Genomic DNA, 16,003 nt, shown 5'->3' on the forward strand with positions numbered 1-16,003 from the left:
GAACATCGAACAGGTAGTGCAGGCCGCCCCTTCGGCTGCGCCGGCATCCTACCGCAGCGGCGGCGGCAAAGGATATTCAGCCGCCTGGGCTTGAGACCTGTCGCACGGAACGGGTGCGGCCGGAGATCGGCGGAAAAACGTGGGCGGAGGCCCCGAATGTTCCCGCACGACAATGATTTAGACGGCCAAATGCCGGCACCCTGTGCGGGTGCCGGCCGGATCTTCAGGGCTGCGCCGCGGCGCGGATGGTCGCCTCGTTGATCGCCCGTACCTTGGCTTCGTCCGCTTTTTCGATCTTGCGGTCGTAGGTGTACAGGCCGTTGTGCTCGCCTTCCACGTCGGTGATCTGGGTGTAAACGCTGCCGGACATGCCCTTGGGCACGCCCTGGTCGCGCAGCACGGCGGTGTTGGCGACATAGCCGGCGGTGAGCGCGGCGCGGTCTTTTACGGCGCCGTAGGGATTGATCGGCGTGTTCGGCCAGACGTGACCGGGAATGCCCAGGGTCAGGCCGCCGTGTTCGCCGTCGATGGCGGCGCGCGTCGCATCCGGGCTGGGCAGGCCGGGGCCCTGGTAGTCGTGCACGTCATAGACATCGCCGGCATGCGGGTCGCCCTTGGTGTCGCAGCAGTTGGCGCCGCTGCGCGCATCGACCAGGCGCGAGGGATCCAGCTGCTTGATCTGCGCAGCCAGCTCGGTAGCGGCCGGAATGCTCCACTGGCCCCAGCCTTCGTTGAACGGGATCCAGCCGATGATCGCGGTGTCGCCCTTGAGCTGTTCGACAATCGCCGACACGTCGGCGCGAAAGCGGGCCTTGTCGGCGTCGCTGAGTTTGTCGTTGCTACCGGTGGGCAGCGCCGGCATGTCCTGCCACACCATCAGGCCGATGCGGTCGGCCCAGTAGTACCAGCGTGCCGGCTCCACCTTGATGTGCTTGCGGATGGTGTTGAAGCCCAGATCCTTGGTCTTCTGGATATCGAACTTCAGCGCCGCATCGGTGGGCGCGGTGTAGATGCCATCCGGCCAATAGCCCTGGTCCAGCGTGGCCAGCAGGAAGGTCGGCTTGCCGTTCAGCACGATGCGGTTGTGACCGCCCACGTTCTGGATCGCGATGGTGCGCAGGCCCGCATAGCTGGTGACGTCGTCGTGTTGATCGCCCTGCGTCAGGGTGGCCTTGAAGGTGTAGAGGAACGGATCCCGCGGGCTCCACAGATGCGGATGCGCAATAGCCAGATGCAGCGACTGCCCGGCCGGCCCGCTCGCTTCGCCAACTGACTTGCCGTCGGCATAGGCGGTGACATGCAGCGTGGCGTTCGCGTCGCCGCCGTGCAGCGTGGAGGTGACGTCGAAGGCATCCAGGCTGCGCGCGGCAGTGAAATTCAATTGCGCCAAGCTGGCGGCCGGCACCGGCTCCAGCCATACCGATTGCCAGATGCCCGAGGCCGCGGTGTAGAAGATGCCGTCGGGCTTCAGGCGCTGCTTGCCGATCATCACGTTGGCGCCATCCACCGGCGCATGCACGGCGACGACGATCTCCTGCGGCCCGTGCGGGCGCAGTGCCGGCGTGATGTCCGCACTGAAGGCGGTATAGCCGCCGGCATGCTGCGCCACCTGCTTGCCGTTGACGTATACCGTGGCCTCATTGTCGACTGCGCCGAAGTTCAGCTGCACATGCTGGCCATGCGCGGTGAACGCCGCCGGGATTTCCACCAGACGGCGATAGACCATGAAATCCGCATGCTTTTGCACGCCCGAGAGCACCGACTCGATCGGATATGGCACCAGCACTTGTTCTTTCAGCGTCTGGCCGAACGGCGGCGGTGACTGCCCGTCCGTGGCGGCGTATTGCCACAGCCCGTTCAAGCTCAGCCATTGCGGATGCTCCAGCGACGGACGCGCCAGCTGCGGGCGCGGATACTCCGGCAACGCATGCGTGGGCGACACCTCGGCCGTCCACGGCGTGGCCAAAGGTGCCTGCTTGCCGTTCCACACCTTCGCCTGATCCGGTGCCGCCATCGCCAGCGAGGCAAAGCTCATCGCCATCGCTACGCCTATCCACGTACACGCGCCCTGCATGCTGATCTTGCTGGTCATCCGCCCTACCCTCATCGGCCTCGGTAAAAAGCAGCGCTGAGCACTGCCATTCCCTAAGAATGGCCAATTGTCCGACAAATGTCCAAGCCTGCCGGCGATATAGGGCATAGGCAGCAGGTCGCGCTTGTTTTGCTGCGGCCTGCGCGAGATCAGTAGTCGCGGATATCCAGCGCGATAAAGCAGCGCGCGCTGTAGCCCTGCTCCGCGGCAGGCCACGACAACTGGCTCAGCAGGCGATCGCCGGCCGGCCATGGCTCGTTGTCCAACAATGCCTCCGCCATCACCGAACCGTCATCGGCGCGACGGTGGAACAGACGGATCCAGTGCAATTGGCTACTCAGCGATTCGTTGCGCAGCGCATCGTGCAAGGCCGGCAGCAAGCCGTCGGGTGCCGCAAGGTCGTCACGGCTGAAACTCAGCGGGCCGACCAATACATCCCAGCTGCGTGCGCCGAGCTCCCAGCTGTGCACCTGGATGCGCCGATCGTCGGTGAGGTACCAGCATGCGGCCAGCAACACGTACATGGTGTTGCGCTCGAACGCGCGCAGTGCGTCGCGGATGCCATCGGTGCCACGTCCGTTGCCGGCAAAGCTTTCCTCGATCTGGCGCTCTTCGCTGATCACCACGTCGATATCCAGGCGGCCCGCGCCGGCGCCGTCCTCCTGCCAGTTGGCACGCACGGCCGGAAAATCGCCATCGGTAACCAGCCAGTCTTCGTCTACTTCGAGCTCCACTTCGTGGCGGTCGAACAAACGAAGCAATTCGGTTTGCAGGGCATCGGCGTTGGCCATGGTTTTCTCTGGCAGCTAGGTTGCTGTGGGTGATGGATGTTTCGAAAGGGCATGGCCGATCAAGCAGCTGGTCACAGTGCCCTGTGGCGAGAAGACGTCTATTTCTTGCGTGCCTGCGCGCGCGCTTCGCGCAGGGCCAGCAGCTTTTCGCGCAGCTTCAATTCCAGGCCGCGCTCCACCGGATGATAGAACTCGGTACCGACCAGGGCATCGGGCAGGCATTGCTGGTCCAGCGCCACGCCGCCCTGCATATCGTGGTCGTATTGATAGCCCTTGCCATAGCCCAGCCCTTTCATCAGCTTGGTGGGCGCATTGCGCAGATGCATCGGCACCTCCAGCGTGCCGCTGTCGCTCACTACGCTGCGCACCTGGTTGTAGGCCATATAGGCGGCATTGCTCTTGGGTGCGATGGCCAGCCAGATCGCCAGCTGCGCCAGGCCCAGCTCGCCTTCGGGGCTGCCGAGGCGTTCGTAGGTATCCCAGGCATCCAGCGCCATGCGCCAGGCGCGCGGTTCGGCCAGGCCGACATCTTCCACCGCCATGCGGGTAAGGCGGCGCGCCAGATAAAGCGGGTCACAACCGCCGTCGAGCATGCGCGCCAGCCAGTACACCGCAGCATCGGGATCGGACGAGCGCACCGATTTGTGCAAGGCGGAGATCTGGTCGTAGAACTGTTCGCCGCTCTTGTCGAAGCGGCGAGTGCGATCGGCCAGCACCTGCTCCAGCGTGCTTTGCTCGATCACGCCGCCATCGGCGAGTTCGGCAGCGATTTCCAGCAAGGTGAGCGCGCGGCGTACATCGCCGTCGGCGGCCTGGGCGATCAGCTGCAGGGCGGCATCGGTGACATCGAGCTGCAAGGCGCCAAGGCCGCGTTCGGCATCGCCCAGCGCACGCCGCAATGCCGCGGCGATATCGTCGGGCGAGACCCCATCCAGCACGTGTACGCGACAGCGCGACAGCAATGCGGAATTGAGCTCGAACGACGGGTTCTCGGTAGTGGCGCCGATAAAGATGATCACGCCGCGTTCGATATGCGGCAGGAACGCATCCTGCTGCGCCTTGTTGAAGCGGTGCACCTCGTCGACGAACAACACCGTGCGCCGCCCCTGCGCAAAGTTGGCTTCGGCTTCGGCCAGCGCCTTGCGCACGTCGGGCAGGCCGGAAAGCACGGCGGAGATGGCGCGGAAATCGGCATCGGCATAGCGCGCCACCAGCAGGGCCAGGGTGGTCTTGCCGCAACCAGGCGGCCCCCACAGCACCATGGAGTGCACGCGCCCGCTTTCCAGCGCCCGCCGCAATGCCTTGCCCGGCGCCAGCAGGCGCTGCTGGCCGACGATCTCGTCGAGGCTGCGCGGACGCATGCGCTCGGCCAGGGGCTTGAGTTCTTCGGAGTCCGACGCGAACAGCTCGGAGGTGTGATGCGATCGATCCATCGCCGGATGATAGGGCATCCGGCCCGGAAGAGCCCGGCGCGTCAGCTTCGCGACAGCCGGCCCTTGCAATGCGAAATTAATCGCATTTATTATTTCTCTAAATCGACATTACGCTTACCTTGCATTTCTTAGGGCAAGCTTATATTGCTCAATTAATAATCAATACGAAGCCCTTTTCATTACAGCTTTCTGGCAAATCTTAGATTAAGCTTAGCGTATTAACTTTCGCATTATAAAATGCGTCGATTTAATCCATTTGTTATGGAACCGTCATAAAGCGTCTTTACGGTGTCGGCCTTTCTAACACCCCGCCGATACCGGAAAAAAACAATGACGCCATCGACCCATGCCCTGTACCGCCGCTCGCCGGTCTATCTTGCTCTTTGCCTTGCGCTGGCGATTTCCGCTCCGATTTCGGCACAGGACGCCGTGGCCTCCGCCAATACCACGGGTGGCGCATCCGATAATACGACCGGCACTAATTCGACCAAGAATGCCAAAACCCTGGCCGGCATGCAGGTAACGGCCAATACGGCGGTCAGTGCAATTGCCCCCACGCAGGGTTCCACCATTGCCACGGAACCGCAGTCGACCATCGGCGGCAAATACATCCAGGAAAACATCGCACCGACCGGCGACTACACCGATGCGGTGGCGATTTCGCCCAGCGTGTACACCGTGACGCCGAACGGCTCCGGCCTGATGGAAACGGCGGTGGTGTCCATCCGTGGCTTCCAGGACGGCCAGTACAACGTGACCTTCGACGGCATTCCCTGGGGTGATTCCAACGACTTCACCCACCACTCCACGTCGTATTTCACCAATCAGGAAACCAGCAGCGTCACGGTCGATCGCGGCCCGGGCACGGCCGGCACGCTGGGCGACGCCACCTTCGGCGGCACCATTTCGGTGGATTCGATCAACCCGCGGAGCCAGTTCGGCATCAGCCCGTACATCAGCTTCGGCAGCTGGGCGACCGCCGTTGAAGGCGCCCGCATCGATACCGGCAGCCTCAACAGCAGCGGCACCAGCGCGGTGATGAACGTGCAGAACAGCACGTCCGACGGCTATCTCAGCTATGCCGGACAGCGCCGCCAGAGCGTGTTCGCCAAGGTGGTGCAGCCGCTGGGCGACAACACCACGCTGACCTTCGGCGGCCTGTGGAACAAGATCAATCAGTACATTCCGTTCGGCGCCACCAAGGCGCAGATTGCCGAATACGGCCCGAACTACGCGCTGAACAACGATCCGGCCAGCCAGACGTATTACCGCTACAACCAGGACCAGATCAGCACCTACATGGGCTATATCGGCCTGCATTCGGAATTCGACGGCTGGACCATCGACAACAAGGGCTACACCTACGCCTACAACCACTACGGCTACAACGGCCTGGATCCGAACGGCGAAACGCCGAACGGCACCTTCTGCAACGGCAAGGGCGACGACTGCCTGTATCCGGACAATGTGCCGGGCCAGCACATGCGCAACTGGTACCGCTCCTTCGGCGACATCCTGCGCGTCAGCAAGGAACTGGGCCCGGGCGAATTCCGCACCGGCCTGTGGTTCGACAACCAGGACAACCTGCGCTGGCAGTATGAGTTCGACGATACGCTGGACGTGCCGGCGATCAATACCACCGGCCAGCCGACCAAGGGCAGCGACAGCCCGGTCGACCGCTTCATGACCGACTCGCTGCGCACGCTGCAGCCGTTTATCGAATACCAGTGGAACATCACCGACAACACCTACCTGATCGGCGGCGTGAAGTACGAGAATTTCGAGCGCAATATCGATTCGCTCTACAACCAGAAAACCGGTCTGCCGCTGAACTATTCCAAGGACTGGAACGCCACCCTGCCCTCGGCCTCCTTCCACTACGCCTTCACTTCCAACTGGACCGCGTACGCGCAGTGGGCCAAGGGTTTCCTGGCGCCGAACCTCAACCTGTTCTACGTACAGGACCCGAAGGTTACCGACTCGCTGGTACAGCCAGAAAAAACCACCAATATCCAGCTGGGCACCACCTGGAGCAGCGACCGCCTGACCTTGTCGGGTGACGTGTACAAAATCGACTTCAACAACTTCGTGCAGACCGAAAGCATTGGCGGCACGCAGTACTTCTACAACGTCGGCGGCGTGCACTACAAAGGCGTGGAGCTGGAAGGCACTTACATGATCGGCGGCGGCTTCAGCGTCTACGCCAACGGCTCGCTCAACCGCGCGGTCCAGACCGCCGACAATATGTGGAATGCCAACACGCCGCACAAAACCGCGGCGCTGGGCTTCATCTACAACGACGGCCCGGTCTATGCTTCGCTGGTCGACAAGTTCGTCGGCAAGACCTACTACACGGCCAATGCCACCGACGACACCCCGATCGGCGGCTATGCGATCACCAATTTCGCGGCCAGCTACAAGTTCGATCCGCACATCAGCGAGGTGAAGGATCTGAAGATCGGCGTGCAGCTCAACAACCTGTTCAACAACACGCATATCAACGCACTGGCCGGCACCACCGTGGCCGACAGCACGCCGCTGTTCTTCACCATCCCCGCCCGCAACTTCAACTTCACCATTACGGCTGACCTGTTCTGATGAAAACTGCTTTAGCCACCAAGTCTGCGCTGCTGTTGTCGCTGTTGTTGCTCGGTCAGGTCGCGCTGGCCGACGATGACGATGCACCCGCCAAAATCGAACTGACCCGCCTGCTGCCGCCTCCCCCGGCAGCAGGTTCGGCGGTGGCTCAGCACGATCTTCAGGCGGTGCTGGCAACGCAGCAGCAACGCACGCAGGCGGACATGGATGCGGCCAAGGCGGACACCGAGCGATCGGTGTTCCGCTTTGCCGATGTGCTGGGGCCCGGCCTGCAGCCAAAAGGCCTGCCGAAGACCGCGGCCTTCTTCGATCGCCTCGCCGCGTTCGACAAGGCCGAGGTAAAGGATGCCAAGGAAGACTGGAAGCGCCCGCGTCCGGCGGTAGTTTCCAGCCAGGTGCATCCGCTGGCGAAGGAAAAGGCCAACGACTGGAGCTATCCGAGCGGCCATGCCACTTTCGGTTACTCCACGGCAGTACTGCTGGCGAACATGTTGCCGGAGAAGCGTGCGGCGATTTTTGCGCGGGCGGATGTGTATGCCGAGCATCGCATCGTGATGGGTGCGCATTTTCCCAGCGATATCGAGGCGGGGCATCTGGCGGGGACGGTGATTGGTGCGGAGATTCTGCGCGATCCCAGCTGGAAGCAGGATTACGAGCTGGCGCGACTGGAGTTGCGGCATGCGCTGGGTTTGCCGGCCAATCCGCCAAGGGATGCGGATGGCGATGGGGACGATCATTGAGGCATAAAAAAAGACGCCCGCCGGGCGTCTTTTTTTGGTTGGGTCAGGCCGGCGCTGTCCGAGATAAGCCGATGATGTTTGCTTGGATGAGGGTTCGTTGGGTTGCGCTGCGCTAACCCAAGCTACGCAGCTTAGTCGTGTACGCGTAATACGAAGTAGCGGTATGCCGCGTAGCCGAGTCCCACCACGCCGGTTACGGTCGCCGGTATCAGCAGCACGCGCTCCTGCAGATATGCAAAGCCGATCGTGCCGAGCACGGCCCCGAGAATGAAATGCCCCGCCACCAGCAGGCAGACATGGATGCGCAGCATGTCCACGTCGAGCCCACGCAGGCGCTGGCCCAGGTAGATGCCAAGGTCGGTGAAAATGCCCGACAGATGCGTGGTGCGCAGGCTGGCGCCGCTATAGGTGCTGACCATGGCGTTCTGCAGGCCGCAGGCCGCGGAGGCCAGATACAGGCCCAGGTCCTGCGTGTCGCGGATCAGCGGCGTGGCGGCGAACAGCAGCAGCGATTCCAGCATCAGCACCACGCCATAGCGCCGGCCGAGCTGCAGCGTGCTCTGCTTGACGATAAACCCGCTGAGCATGGCGCCGAGCAGGAACGACACGATGGTCAGGCCCCAGTGCGCCACGCCGGCCAGATCCCGCATGGCCAGCGCAATGCCGAACTCGGTGCTGGTGCCGGTGAGATGGGTGATCGGCTGGTGGCGAAAGCACAGATAGCCGACTGTATTGATGCAACCGGCGACCAGCGCCAGCACGCCGCCGCCTACCCAGGCCCAACGCGGCAGCTGGCGAATCACGGCGGCGTCAGTTCTTCAGGGGTTGAGTGGTGAGCTCGGGCAGATCGCCGATCACGTCCGCGCCCTTGGGCGGGGTGAAGTTGAAATCCTGCGGCGGAATCGGCGGATTGCGCTGCCAGTTGCTGAAGCGGATATCGCTGAGCGAACCGAGCTGGTCCTTGAACTGCATGCGCGCCAGGCCGTTGGCGTCGAAGCCGAGATCGACGTAGTTGAATTGCGAATCCGGCGAGTTCGAGGTCAGGCGCAGCCAGTTCAGGCCTTCGCGCTCGCCCTGCTCGGTGACTTTGAAATCCTTGTCCAGCTGCTTGAGGTCGGTAAGCACGGTGAGCGGGCTATGCGCTTCCTCGGCGTCCTGCTTGCGCACGGTGACCTGTTCCAGATCCGGGTCGTAGATCCAGATGCGGCTGCCATCGGCCACCAGGGTCTGCTTGTTCGGCGCGAGCGTGTCCCAGCGGAACTGGCGCGGCGCTTCCACCACCAAGGTGCCGCTGCTGGTCTGCACTTTGCCGTTGGGATCAGTGAGGGTCTGATTGAAGTTGCCGGAGATGGCGTGCAGCCCTTGGGCGAAGGCATCCAGGCGCGCGCGTGCCGGGCCGGTGTCGGCGGCCTGCGCGATGCTGCCCAGGGATAACGCGAACAAGCCGGCGATGGCGGCGGAGCGGAGGCGGTTCATGGGATCCTGTTCCTGCGGGAGCTGGTGGCCAAAGTTTGCTGCTGGAATGCTTAACCGTTGGGCTTTTTGCTCCTCCCTCTGCTCGGCAGGGGGAGGTTGGGAGGGCGCTGTTGAGGCTTGCGGTGATGTGGGGCTTCACCCCAACCCTGCCCTCCCCTACGACACGTAGGGAAAGGTGTTGGATTGCACGCTACGGCTTCAATGCTTGGGCGGCGGCGGTGCCAGCACCTCGCGGTTGCCGTTGTGCTGGGGCGCGCTGACGACGCCATCCTGTTCCATCTGTTCGATCAGGCGCGCGGCGCGGTTGTAGCCGATGCGCAGATGGCGCTGCACGCCGGAGATCGAGGCGCGGCGGGTTTCGGTGACGATGCGCACGGCCTTGTCGTACAGCTGCGTGTCGGCGTCGCCGCCCTCTTCGCCGTCCTGCGGCAGGCCGGAGTCGTTGATGAACTTGCCGTCGCTGGTGGCCTGCACTTCTTCCAGCACGCCTTCGATGTACTGCGGCGCGCCCTGCGCTCTCAGCCACGCGACCACGTTATGCACTTCGTGGTCGTCGACGAAGGCGCCGTGTACGCGGTCGGGCGTGGCGGTGCCGGGCGGCAGGTACAGCATGTCGCCGTGGCCGAGCAGGGTTTCGGCGCCGGACTGATCGAGAATGGTGCGCGAGTCGATCTTGCTCGACACCTGGAAGGCGATGCGGGTGGGGATATTGGCCTTGATCAGGCCGGTGATCACGTCCACCGACGGACGCTGCGTGGCCAGCACCAGATGCACGCCCGCGGCGCGCGCCTTCTGTGCCAGGCGGGCGATCAGTTCTTCCACCTTCTTGCCGACGATCATCATCATGTCGGCGAATTCGTCGATGATCACGACGATGTACGGCAAGGTCTCCAGCGGCTCGGCGGCCAGGTTGGGCATTTCCGGATTGGGGCGGAACAGCGGATCGAGCAGCGGCTGGCCGGCGTTCTCGGCGTCCTTCACCTTCTTGTTGAAGCCGGCCAGGTTGCGCACGCCCACCGCGGCCATCAGCTTGTAGCGGCGCTCCATCTCGGCCACGCACCAGCGCAATGCGTTGGCGGCTTCCTTCATGTCGGTGACCACCGGCGCCAGCAGATGCGGAATGCCTTCGTAGACCGAAAGCTCCAGCATCTTCGGGTCGATCATGATCATGCGCACGTCTTTGGCGCTGGCCTTGTACAACAGGCTCAGCACCATCGCGTTCACCGCCACCGATTTACCCGAACCGGTGGTACCGGCCACCAGCAGGTGCGGCATCTTGGCCAGGTCGGCCACCGCGGGGCGGCCGGCGATGTCCTTGCCCAGGGCCAGCGCGAGCGGCGATTTCTGCTGGTCGTATTTGTCGGAGCGCAGGATCTCCGACAAATACACGATCTGTTTCTTGGCGTTGGGGATTTCCAGGCCGATCACGTTCTTGCCCGGAATCACGTCGACCACGCGCACGCTGACCACCGACAGGCCGCGCGCGATGTCTTTATCCAGGCTCGATACCTGGCTACCGCGCACACCCGCGGCCGGCTCCAGTTCGAAGCGCGTGATCACCGGGCCGGGATACACGCCGACCACCTTGGCCTCGATGCGGAAATCCTTGAGCTTCAGCTCGACCTGGCGCGAGAGCACTTCCAGCGTTTCTTCCGAATAGCCCGGGCCCTGCTCCGGCGCTTCGTCCAGCAGCGACAGCGGCGGCAGCTCGCCCGGCTGGGCGGCGCCGACGAACAGCGGGATCTGCGTTTCCACGCGGGCGCGCTCGCTCTTCACCACCGGTGCGGCGGGCGCCTCGATGCGCACCGGTTCGCGCTTGGCCTGCTTGATCGCCTCGACCTTCTTCACCACTTCGCGCTCGGCGCGCGCCTGGTGTGCCGCGAGCACTTCCGGCGCTTCGCGCAGCTTGCCGCCGAACCAGGAGAACAGCTTCAGCACGCTCTGCCCGGTCAGGTCCATCACCTTGAACCAGGACAGGCCTGTGGCCAGCGTCACCGCGATCAGGAACAGCGCCAGCAGCAGCAGCGGCGCGCCCTTGTCGCCGAACGCGCGCAGCAGACCGTGGCCGATCGCATGGCCGATCACGCCGCCGGCGCCTTCCGGACCCATGCTGCTGTCGGGGAAATTGATCCAGCACAGCCCCGGCAAGGTAATGAAAAAGAACACCGAGCCGATCAGCCGCAGCGACGGCTCCCACGGCTGCACGCTGCGCGCGCCATGGTTGCGCAGCACCTGCACGCCCAGGAACAGCAGCAATAAGGGGAAGAAATACGCCACGCCGCCGAACAGGTAGCGCAGCAGATCGGCGATGTACGCGCCCACCGTACCGCCCAGGTTGTGCACGTGGCCGCCGGTATCGGCGTGCGACCAGCTCGGGTCGGCGCCGTCGTAGCTGAGCAGGCACACCAGCAGATACAGCGCCAGCGGCAGCAGCAGCAGTGCGCCGGCCTCGCGCAGGCGGCGCTTGAGCTCTTCGCTCATGCCCGGCGGCTTTGCTTTTTCTTTACGTGCGTTCGCGCTACGCGCCACCGGGGTCTTTTTCCTTGCAGTTTCGGGATTTGGCATGAGTTTGCGCGACGCAGTGTAACAAGGGGCGGTTGGATGAGGGCGGCAGGCCCGGGCGCAAGCGCGCTCGGGGCGAAGGAACTCCTGGGACGGCCCGTGCCGGGCTGGAATGGCCGCACATGCTGACGACCCGCAGATGAATGGCACCCCAGGCCGGCCAATACCTTGAATAGCCCCCGCGACTTCCCCATCCTTGCGGACTCCCGGCGCCGGCCTGAAACCCGCGCCGCCGATCCAGCGAAACAACGCACAAGTCGCCCGCAAAACCTCAAGGATTATAGCAATGACCACCCCTAAACATAGCCGCCTGCTGATCCTCGGCTCCGGCCCCGCCGGCTACACCGCTGCCGTGTACGCTGCGCGCGCCAATCTCAAGCCGACCATGGTCACCGGCTTGCAGCAGGGTGGCCAATTGATGACCACCACCGAGGTGGACAACTGGCCGGGCGACGTCCAGGGCGTGCAGGGTCCGGAACTGATGCAGCGCATGGCCGAACATGCCGAGCGCTTTGAAACGGAGATGGTGTTCGACCACATCCACTCCACCGATCTCAAGCAGCGTCCGTTCCGCCTGAAGGGCGATTCGGGCGAATACACCTGCGATGCGCTGATCATCGCCACCGGCGCCACCGCCAAGTATCTGGGGATTCCCAGCGAAGAGCACTACAAGGGCAAGGGCGTATCGGCCTGCGCCACCTGCGACGGCTTCTTCTTCCGCGAGCAGGATGTGGTGGTGGTCGGCGGCGGCAACACGGCGGTGGAAGAAGCGCTGTACCTGTCCAATATCTGCCGCAAGGTCTACCTGGTGCATCGCCGCGACAAGCTGCGCGCCGAGAAGATCATGCAGGACAAGCTGTTCGAGAAGGCCGCCGCCGGCAAGATCGAGCTGGTGTGGAACCACACCATCGGCGAAGTGCTGGGCGATCACACCGGCGTGACCGGCGTGCGCGTGAAGGACATCAACAGCGGCGCCACCCGCGACCTGGAAGTCACCGGCTTCTTCGTGGCGATCGGCCATACGCCCAATACCGGCATCTTCGAAGGCCAGCTGGACATGCACGACGGCTACATCAAGATCCGCAGCGGCCTGGAAGGCCTGGCCACGATGACCTCGGTTCCGGGCGTGTTCGCGGCCGGCGACGTGGCCGATCATGTGTATCGCCAGGCGGTGACGTCGGCCGGCTTCGGCTGCATGGCGGCGCTGGATGCGGAGCGCTGGCTGGAGCAGAACAAGTCGGTGGGTTGATGCTGCCGAGGGGCTTAGGGGCTGACGGCTGACAGCCGCCGCCCATCCGCCCCAGCCCCCACCGCCGTCATTCCCGCGAAAGCGGGAATCCATGTTGCTCTGATGCTCAAGGTCAAAATGGATTCCCGCTTTCGCGGGAATGACGGCGGTTAGGGAAACGTACGCATTGCGAGGTACACGCATCTCCACAGTACCTACGCTTTGAAGAACAACTACGCTTCTTTTCACACTCCCATGGTGTGATCCCCACGTGATCGAAGCCCGCTTCCACGACCATATCGACGACATCCCCGCTGCCGCCTGGGATGCCTTGCGCCCGGACGACAATCCGTTTCTCTCGCACGCCTTCCTCGCCGGGCTCGAACGCAGCGACTGCATCCGCCCCGAATGGGGCTGGCAGGCCCATCACCTGGGCCTGTATCGCGATGGCCGGCTGATCGCCGCCGCGCCGCTGTACCTGAAAGGCAATTCGCACGGCGAATTCGTGTTCGACTGGAGCTGGGCCAGTGCCTGGGAGCGCGCCGGTGGCGATTACTACCCGAAGCTGCTCAACGCGGTGCCTTATTCGCCGGTGATCGGGCCGCGCCTGCTGGTAGGCAATGATCCTGCGCTGCGCGAACTGCTGGTGCAGACGATGCAGCAGCAGGCCCGGCGCCTGCAGCTGTCCTCGGTGCATGCCAACTTCCTCGCCAAGGAAGATCTGGACGCCTTCAACGGCGACTGGATGGCGCGCAGCGATGTGCAGTTCCACTGGCACAACCAGGGCTATGCCGACTTCGATGCCTTTCTGGCCGCGCTCAATCACAAGAAGCGCAAAAACATCCGCCACGAACGCCAGCGCGTCGCCGGCCACGGCCTGGAGATCGGCATGCATGGCGGCGCGCAACTGGATCGGCGCAGCTGGCAGCGGATCCATGCGCTGTATGCGTCGACCTTCGACGCCAAGGGCAATCACGCCGCACTGACCGAGGCCTTCTTCCAGTATTTGCGCAAGGAACTGGGCGACGCGGTGCAGGTGGCGCTGGCCAGGCAGGCCGGCGAGATCGTGGCGGTGGCGCTGTTCCTGCGCAGCGCGTCCACTTTGTATGGGCGCTACTGGGGCGCCTGCGTCGACCTGCCCGACCTGCATTTCGAGCTGTGCTACTACCAGGGCATTGCCTATGCGATTAAGCATGGGCTGCAACGCTTCGAGCCAGGCGCGCAAGGCGAGCACAAGCTCGCGCGCGGTTTCCTGCCGATGCGCACGCATTCGCGCCATTACCTGCTGCACGAAGGTTTCCGCCATGCGGTGGGGCGTGCGCTTGCACAGGAGCGGGAAGATATGGACGCTTATGCGCAAGAGCTGCTCGGCCGCAGTCCCTACAGTCAATCATGATCCGTCTGCCCTTGCTCGACGAACATACGCCGGATCACTTCCCTGATCCGCGCACAGCGTTGGTCGAGCCCAATGGATTGCTGGCCTTCGGTGGCGATCTGTCGCCGCAGCGCCTGCTGTTCGCCTATCGCCACGGCATCTTTCCCTGGTTCAACGAAGGCGAGCCGATTCTGTGGTGGTCGCCCGATCCGCGCTGCGTGTTCGATACCGAACAGCTGCGCCCCAATCGCAGCCTGCGCCGGGCGCTGGCCGGCAAGACCTGGCAGATTACGGTGAACCGTGCGTTCCAGCAGGTGATGCAGGCCTGCGCGGCGCCGCGGTCCGGTCAAGTCGGCACCTGGATCAGCCCGGCGATGATCGAGGCCTACGCGGCATTGCATGCGCAGGGACACGCGCACAGCGTGGAAGTATGGGAAGCCGGTCGCCTGATCGGCGGCATCTACGGCGTCGCTGCCGGCCGCCTGTTCTGCGGCGAATCGATGTTCAGCGCCTGCAGCGGCGGCTCCAAGCTGGCCCTGTGCGCCTTGGCGACGCAGTTGCGCCGCTGGGGCTTTCCGCTGATCGACGCCCAGGTAAGCAATCCGCACCTGGCCGGCCTGGGCGCCATGGACATTCCGCGGAATGTCTTTTTGCGCAGCATCCACACGCTGGTATCAGCACCGTTCGATGCGCGGCAATGGCATGGACTGCCCACGCTTGCAGCCGCGCAGGTGCTGGCCGGCACCTGCTTTACGGATGCGGCGTAAGCGCCAGCGTCTTCAGCGCGGGATAGTTGTCCAGGAACAACTGCACCAGCTTCGGATCGAGCTGCGCACCGGCGGCCTCGCGCAGGTATTTCAGTACCTCCGCTTCCGGCCATGCCGGCTTGTATACGCGCGGGAAGCTCAGCGCATCCCACACGTCGACTACGCTGAAAATACGCGCGGCCAGCGGGATTTCCTCGCCGGCCAACCCGCGCGGATAGCCGGTACCGTCCCAGCGTTCGTGGTGGCTGTAGGGAATGGCGCTGGCGCCGCGCAGGAAGTCGATCCGCTGCAGCATGTCGTGGCCGATGCGCGGATGCGTACGCATCACGCGAATTTCCTCGTCATCGAGTTTGCCGGGCTTGATCAGGATGCTGTCGGGCAAGGCCAGCTTGCCGATATCGTGCAGCAGCGCACCGAATTTGATGTCACGCATGGCCTCGCCCTGCAGGCCGGCCACGCGCGCCAGGCCGGCGGCCATGCGCACCACGCGTTCGGAGTGATCGCTGGTTTCCTTGTGGCGCACATCCATCGCTTCCACCAGCACGCGCAGCGCCTGCTCATGCCCATCGAGCAGACGCTGGTTGGCGTCGGCCATGCGGTGCACCGTGCGGCCGATCATCCAATACAGCAGCAAGCCGGTACCGGCGACAAAGGCCCAACCCTTGATGATCTGGTAATGCACCAGCTGGTGCGGGTCGTGCACGAGGTCGCCGAGCAGGCGGCCGGAAAGCCAGATGTAGATGGCCGAAACCAGCACATAGGTGCCGGCGGTGCGCAATTGCGGGCTCAGGACCACCGGACTGCCCTCCCCTATGACGCGCCCGACGAAGGCGCATTCTGCCATCGGCCGTCATTGGCTCGATGTGCGTCCATGCGCAAATCATCCTACGCATGCTCTGATTGTAGGAGTGCCGGTCCGGGCCGCGCCCGGACTCATCATC

Annotated in this window: 12 protein-coding genes; 5 read left to right on the plus strand and 7 right to left on the minus strand. The window is 63.9% G+C overall.

Features of this window, described 5'->3' with window-relative positions; genetic code table 11:
• Positions 1-223: 223 nt before the first annotated feature.
• The 3 genes from IGX34_RS12085 to IGX34_RS12095 form a co-directional block, all read right to left on the minus strand.
• Positions 224-2,092 (minus strand): glycoside hydrolase family 2 protein, encoded by a 1,869-nt coding sequence (locus IGX34_RS12085; RefSeq protein WP_192555989.1) that lies wholly within the window; start codon positions 2,090-2,092, stop codon positions 224-226.
• Positions 2,093-2,241: 149 nt separating this feature from the next.
• Positions 2,242-2,883, minus strand: coding sequence for a DUF6348 family protein (locus IGX34_RS12090; protein WP_192555990.1), 642 nt, complete (start codon positions 2,881-2,883; stop codon positions 2,242-2,244).
• A 98-nt stretch (positions 2,884-2,981) separates the two neighbouring features.
• Complete coding sequence (locus IGX34_RS12095; protein ID WP_192555991.1) at positions 2,982-4,316, minus strand: replication-associated recombination protein A; 1,335 nt, start codon at positions 4,314-4,316, stop codon at positions 2,982-2,984.
• A gap of 330 nt (positions 4,317-4,646) precedes the next feature.
• On the opposite strand from IGX34_RS12095, the gene IGX34_RS12100 reads away from it, so the two are divergent.
• Positions 4,647-6,914 (plus strand): TonB-dependent receptor, encoded by a 2,268-nt coding sequence (locus tag IGX34_RS12100; RefSeq protein WP_192555992.1) that lies wholly within the window; start codon positions 4,647-4,649, stop codon positions 6,912-6,914.
• Positions 6,914-7,654 (plus strand): acid phosphatase, encoded by a 741-nt coding sequence (locus IGX34_RS12105; protein WP_192555993.1) that lies wholly within the window; start codon positions 6,914-6,916, stop codon positions 7,652-7,654. The genes IGX34_RS12100 and IGX34_RS12105 overlap by 1 nt, the downstream gene beginning before the upstream one ends.
• A gap of 131 nt (positions 7,655-7,785) precedes the next feature.
• Here IGX34_RS12105 and IGX34_RS12110 read toward each other — a convergent pair whose 3' ends face one another.
• From IGX34_RS12110 to IGX34_RS12120, 3 genes are all read right to left on the minus strand, one after another.
• Positions 7,786-8,457: a DUF1275 family protein gene (locus IGX34_RS12110; RefSeq protein ID WP_192555994.1), complete on the minus strand. Its 672-nt coding sequence runs from the start codon at positions 8,455-8,457 to the stop codon at positions 7,786-7,788.
• 7 nt (positions 8,458-8,464) lie between these two features.
• Complete coding sequence (lolA, locus tag IGX34_RS12115) at positions 8,465-9,130, minus strand: outer membrane lipoprotein periplasmic chaperone LolA (RefSeq protein WP_192555995.1); 666 nt, start codon at positions 9,128-9,130, stop codon at positions 8,465-8,467.
• Between the two features lie 198 nt (positions 9,131-9,328).
• Positions 9,329-11,695: a DNA translocase FtsK gene (locus tag IGX34_RS12120; RefSeq protein ID WP_192555996.1), complete on the minus strand. Its 2,367-nt coding sequence runs from the start codon at positions 11,693-11,695 to the stop codon at positions 9,329-9,331.
• Between the two features lie 283 nt (positions 11,696-11,978).
• Here IGX34_RS12120 and trxB point away from each other — a divergent pair, with 283 nt between their 5' ends.
• From trxB to aat, 3 genes are all read left to right on the plus strand, one after another.
• Positions 11,979-12,941 carry a thioredoxin-disulfide reductase gene (gene trxB / locus IGX34_RS12125; protein WP_192555997.1) on the plus strand — a complete coding sequence of 321 codons (963 nt, stop codon included), beginning with the start codon at positions 11,979-11,981 and terminating at the stop codon, positions 12,939-12,941.
• Between the two features lie 250 nt (positions 12,942-13,191).
• Positions 13,192-14,316, plus strand: coding sequence for a GNAT family N-acetyltransferase (locus tag IGX34_RS12130; protein ID WP_192555998.1), 1,125 nt, complete (start codon positions 13,192-13,194; stop codon positions 14,314-14,316).
• Complete coding sequence (aat, locus tag IGX34_RS12135; RefSeq protein ID WP_192555999.1) at positions 14,313-15,062, plus strand: leucyl/phenylalanyl-tRNA--protein transferase; 750 nt, start codon at positions 14,313-14,315, stop codon at positions 15,060-15,062. Before IGX34_RS12130 ends, aat begins: the two co-directional genes overlap by 4 nt.
• On the opposite strand, the gene IGX34_RS12140 is transcribed toward aat, so the two are convergent.
• On the minus strand, positions 15,046-15,858 hold the full coding sequence (locus tag IGX34_RS12140; RefSeq protein ID WP_338015465.1) for an HD-GYP domain-containing protein: 813 nt from the start codon (positions 15,856-15,858) through the stop codon (positions 15,046-15,048). The genes aat and IGX34_RS12140 overlap by 17 nt on opposite strands.
• Positions 15,859-16,003 lie beyond the last annotated feature (145 nt).

The sequence above is a fragment of the Dyella acidiphila genome, from assembly GCF_014863405.1.
Classification (GTDB): domain Bacteria; phylum Pseudomonadota; class Gammaproteobacteria; order Xanthomonadales; family Rhodanobacteraceae; genus Dyella_B; species Dyella_B acidiphila.

What these genes read in the sequence shown, in the direction of transcription:
- IGX34_RS12120 (WP_192555996.1), bottom strand. Translation starts at nt 11,695, where the DNA reads ATGCCAAATCCCGAAACTGCAAGGAAAAAGACCCCGGTGGCGCGTAGC.
- aat (WP_192555999.1), top strand. Translation starts at nt 14,313, where the DNA reads ATGATCCGTCTGCCCTTGCTCGACGAACATACGCCGGATCACTTCCCT.
- IGX34_RS12095 (WP_192555991.1), bottom strand. Translation starts at nt 4,316, where the DNA reads ATGGATCGATCGCATCACACCTCCGAGCTGTTCGCGTCGGACTCCGAA.
- IGX34_RS12085 (WP_192555989.1), bottom strand. Translation starts at nt 2,092, where the DNA reads ATGACCAGCAAGATCAGCATGCAGGGCGCGTGTACGTGGATAGGCGTA.
- lolA (WP_192555995.1), bottom strand. Translation starts at nt 9,130, where the DNA reads ATGAACCGCCTCCGCTCCGCCGCCATCGCCGGCTTGTTCGCGTTATCC.
- IGX34_RS12100 (WP_192555992.1), top strand. Translation starts at nt 4,647, where the DNA reads ATGACGCCATCGACCCATGCCCTGTACCGCCGCTCGCCGGTCTATCTT.
- IGX34_RS12090 (WP_192555990.1), bottom strand. Translation starts at nt 2,883, where the DNA reads ATGGCCAACGCCGATGCCCTGCAAACCGAATTGCTTCGTTTGTTCGAC.
- IGX34_RS12105 (WP_192555993.1), top strand. Translation starts at nt 6,914, where the DNA reads ATGAAAACTGCTTTAGCCACCAAGTCTGCGCTGCTGTTGTCGCTGTTG.
- trxB (WP_192555997.1), top strand. Translation starts at nt 11,979, where the DNA reads ATGACCACCCCTAAACATAGCCGCCTGCTGATCCTCGGCTCCGGCCCC.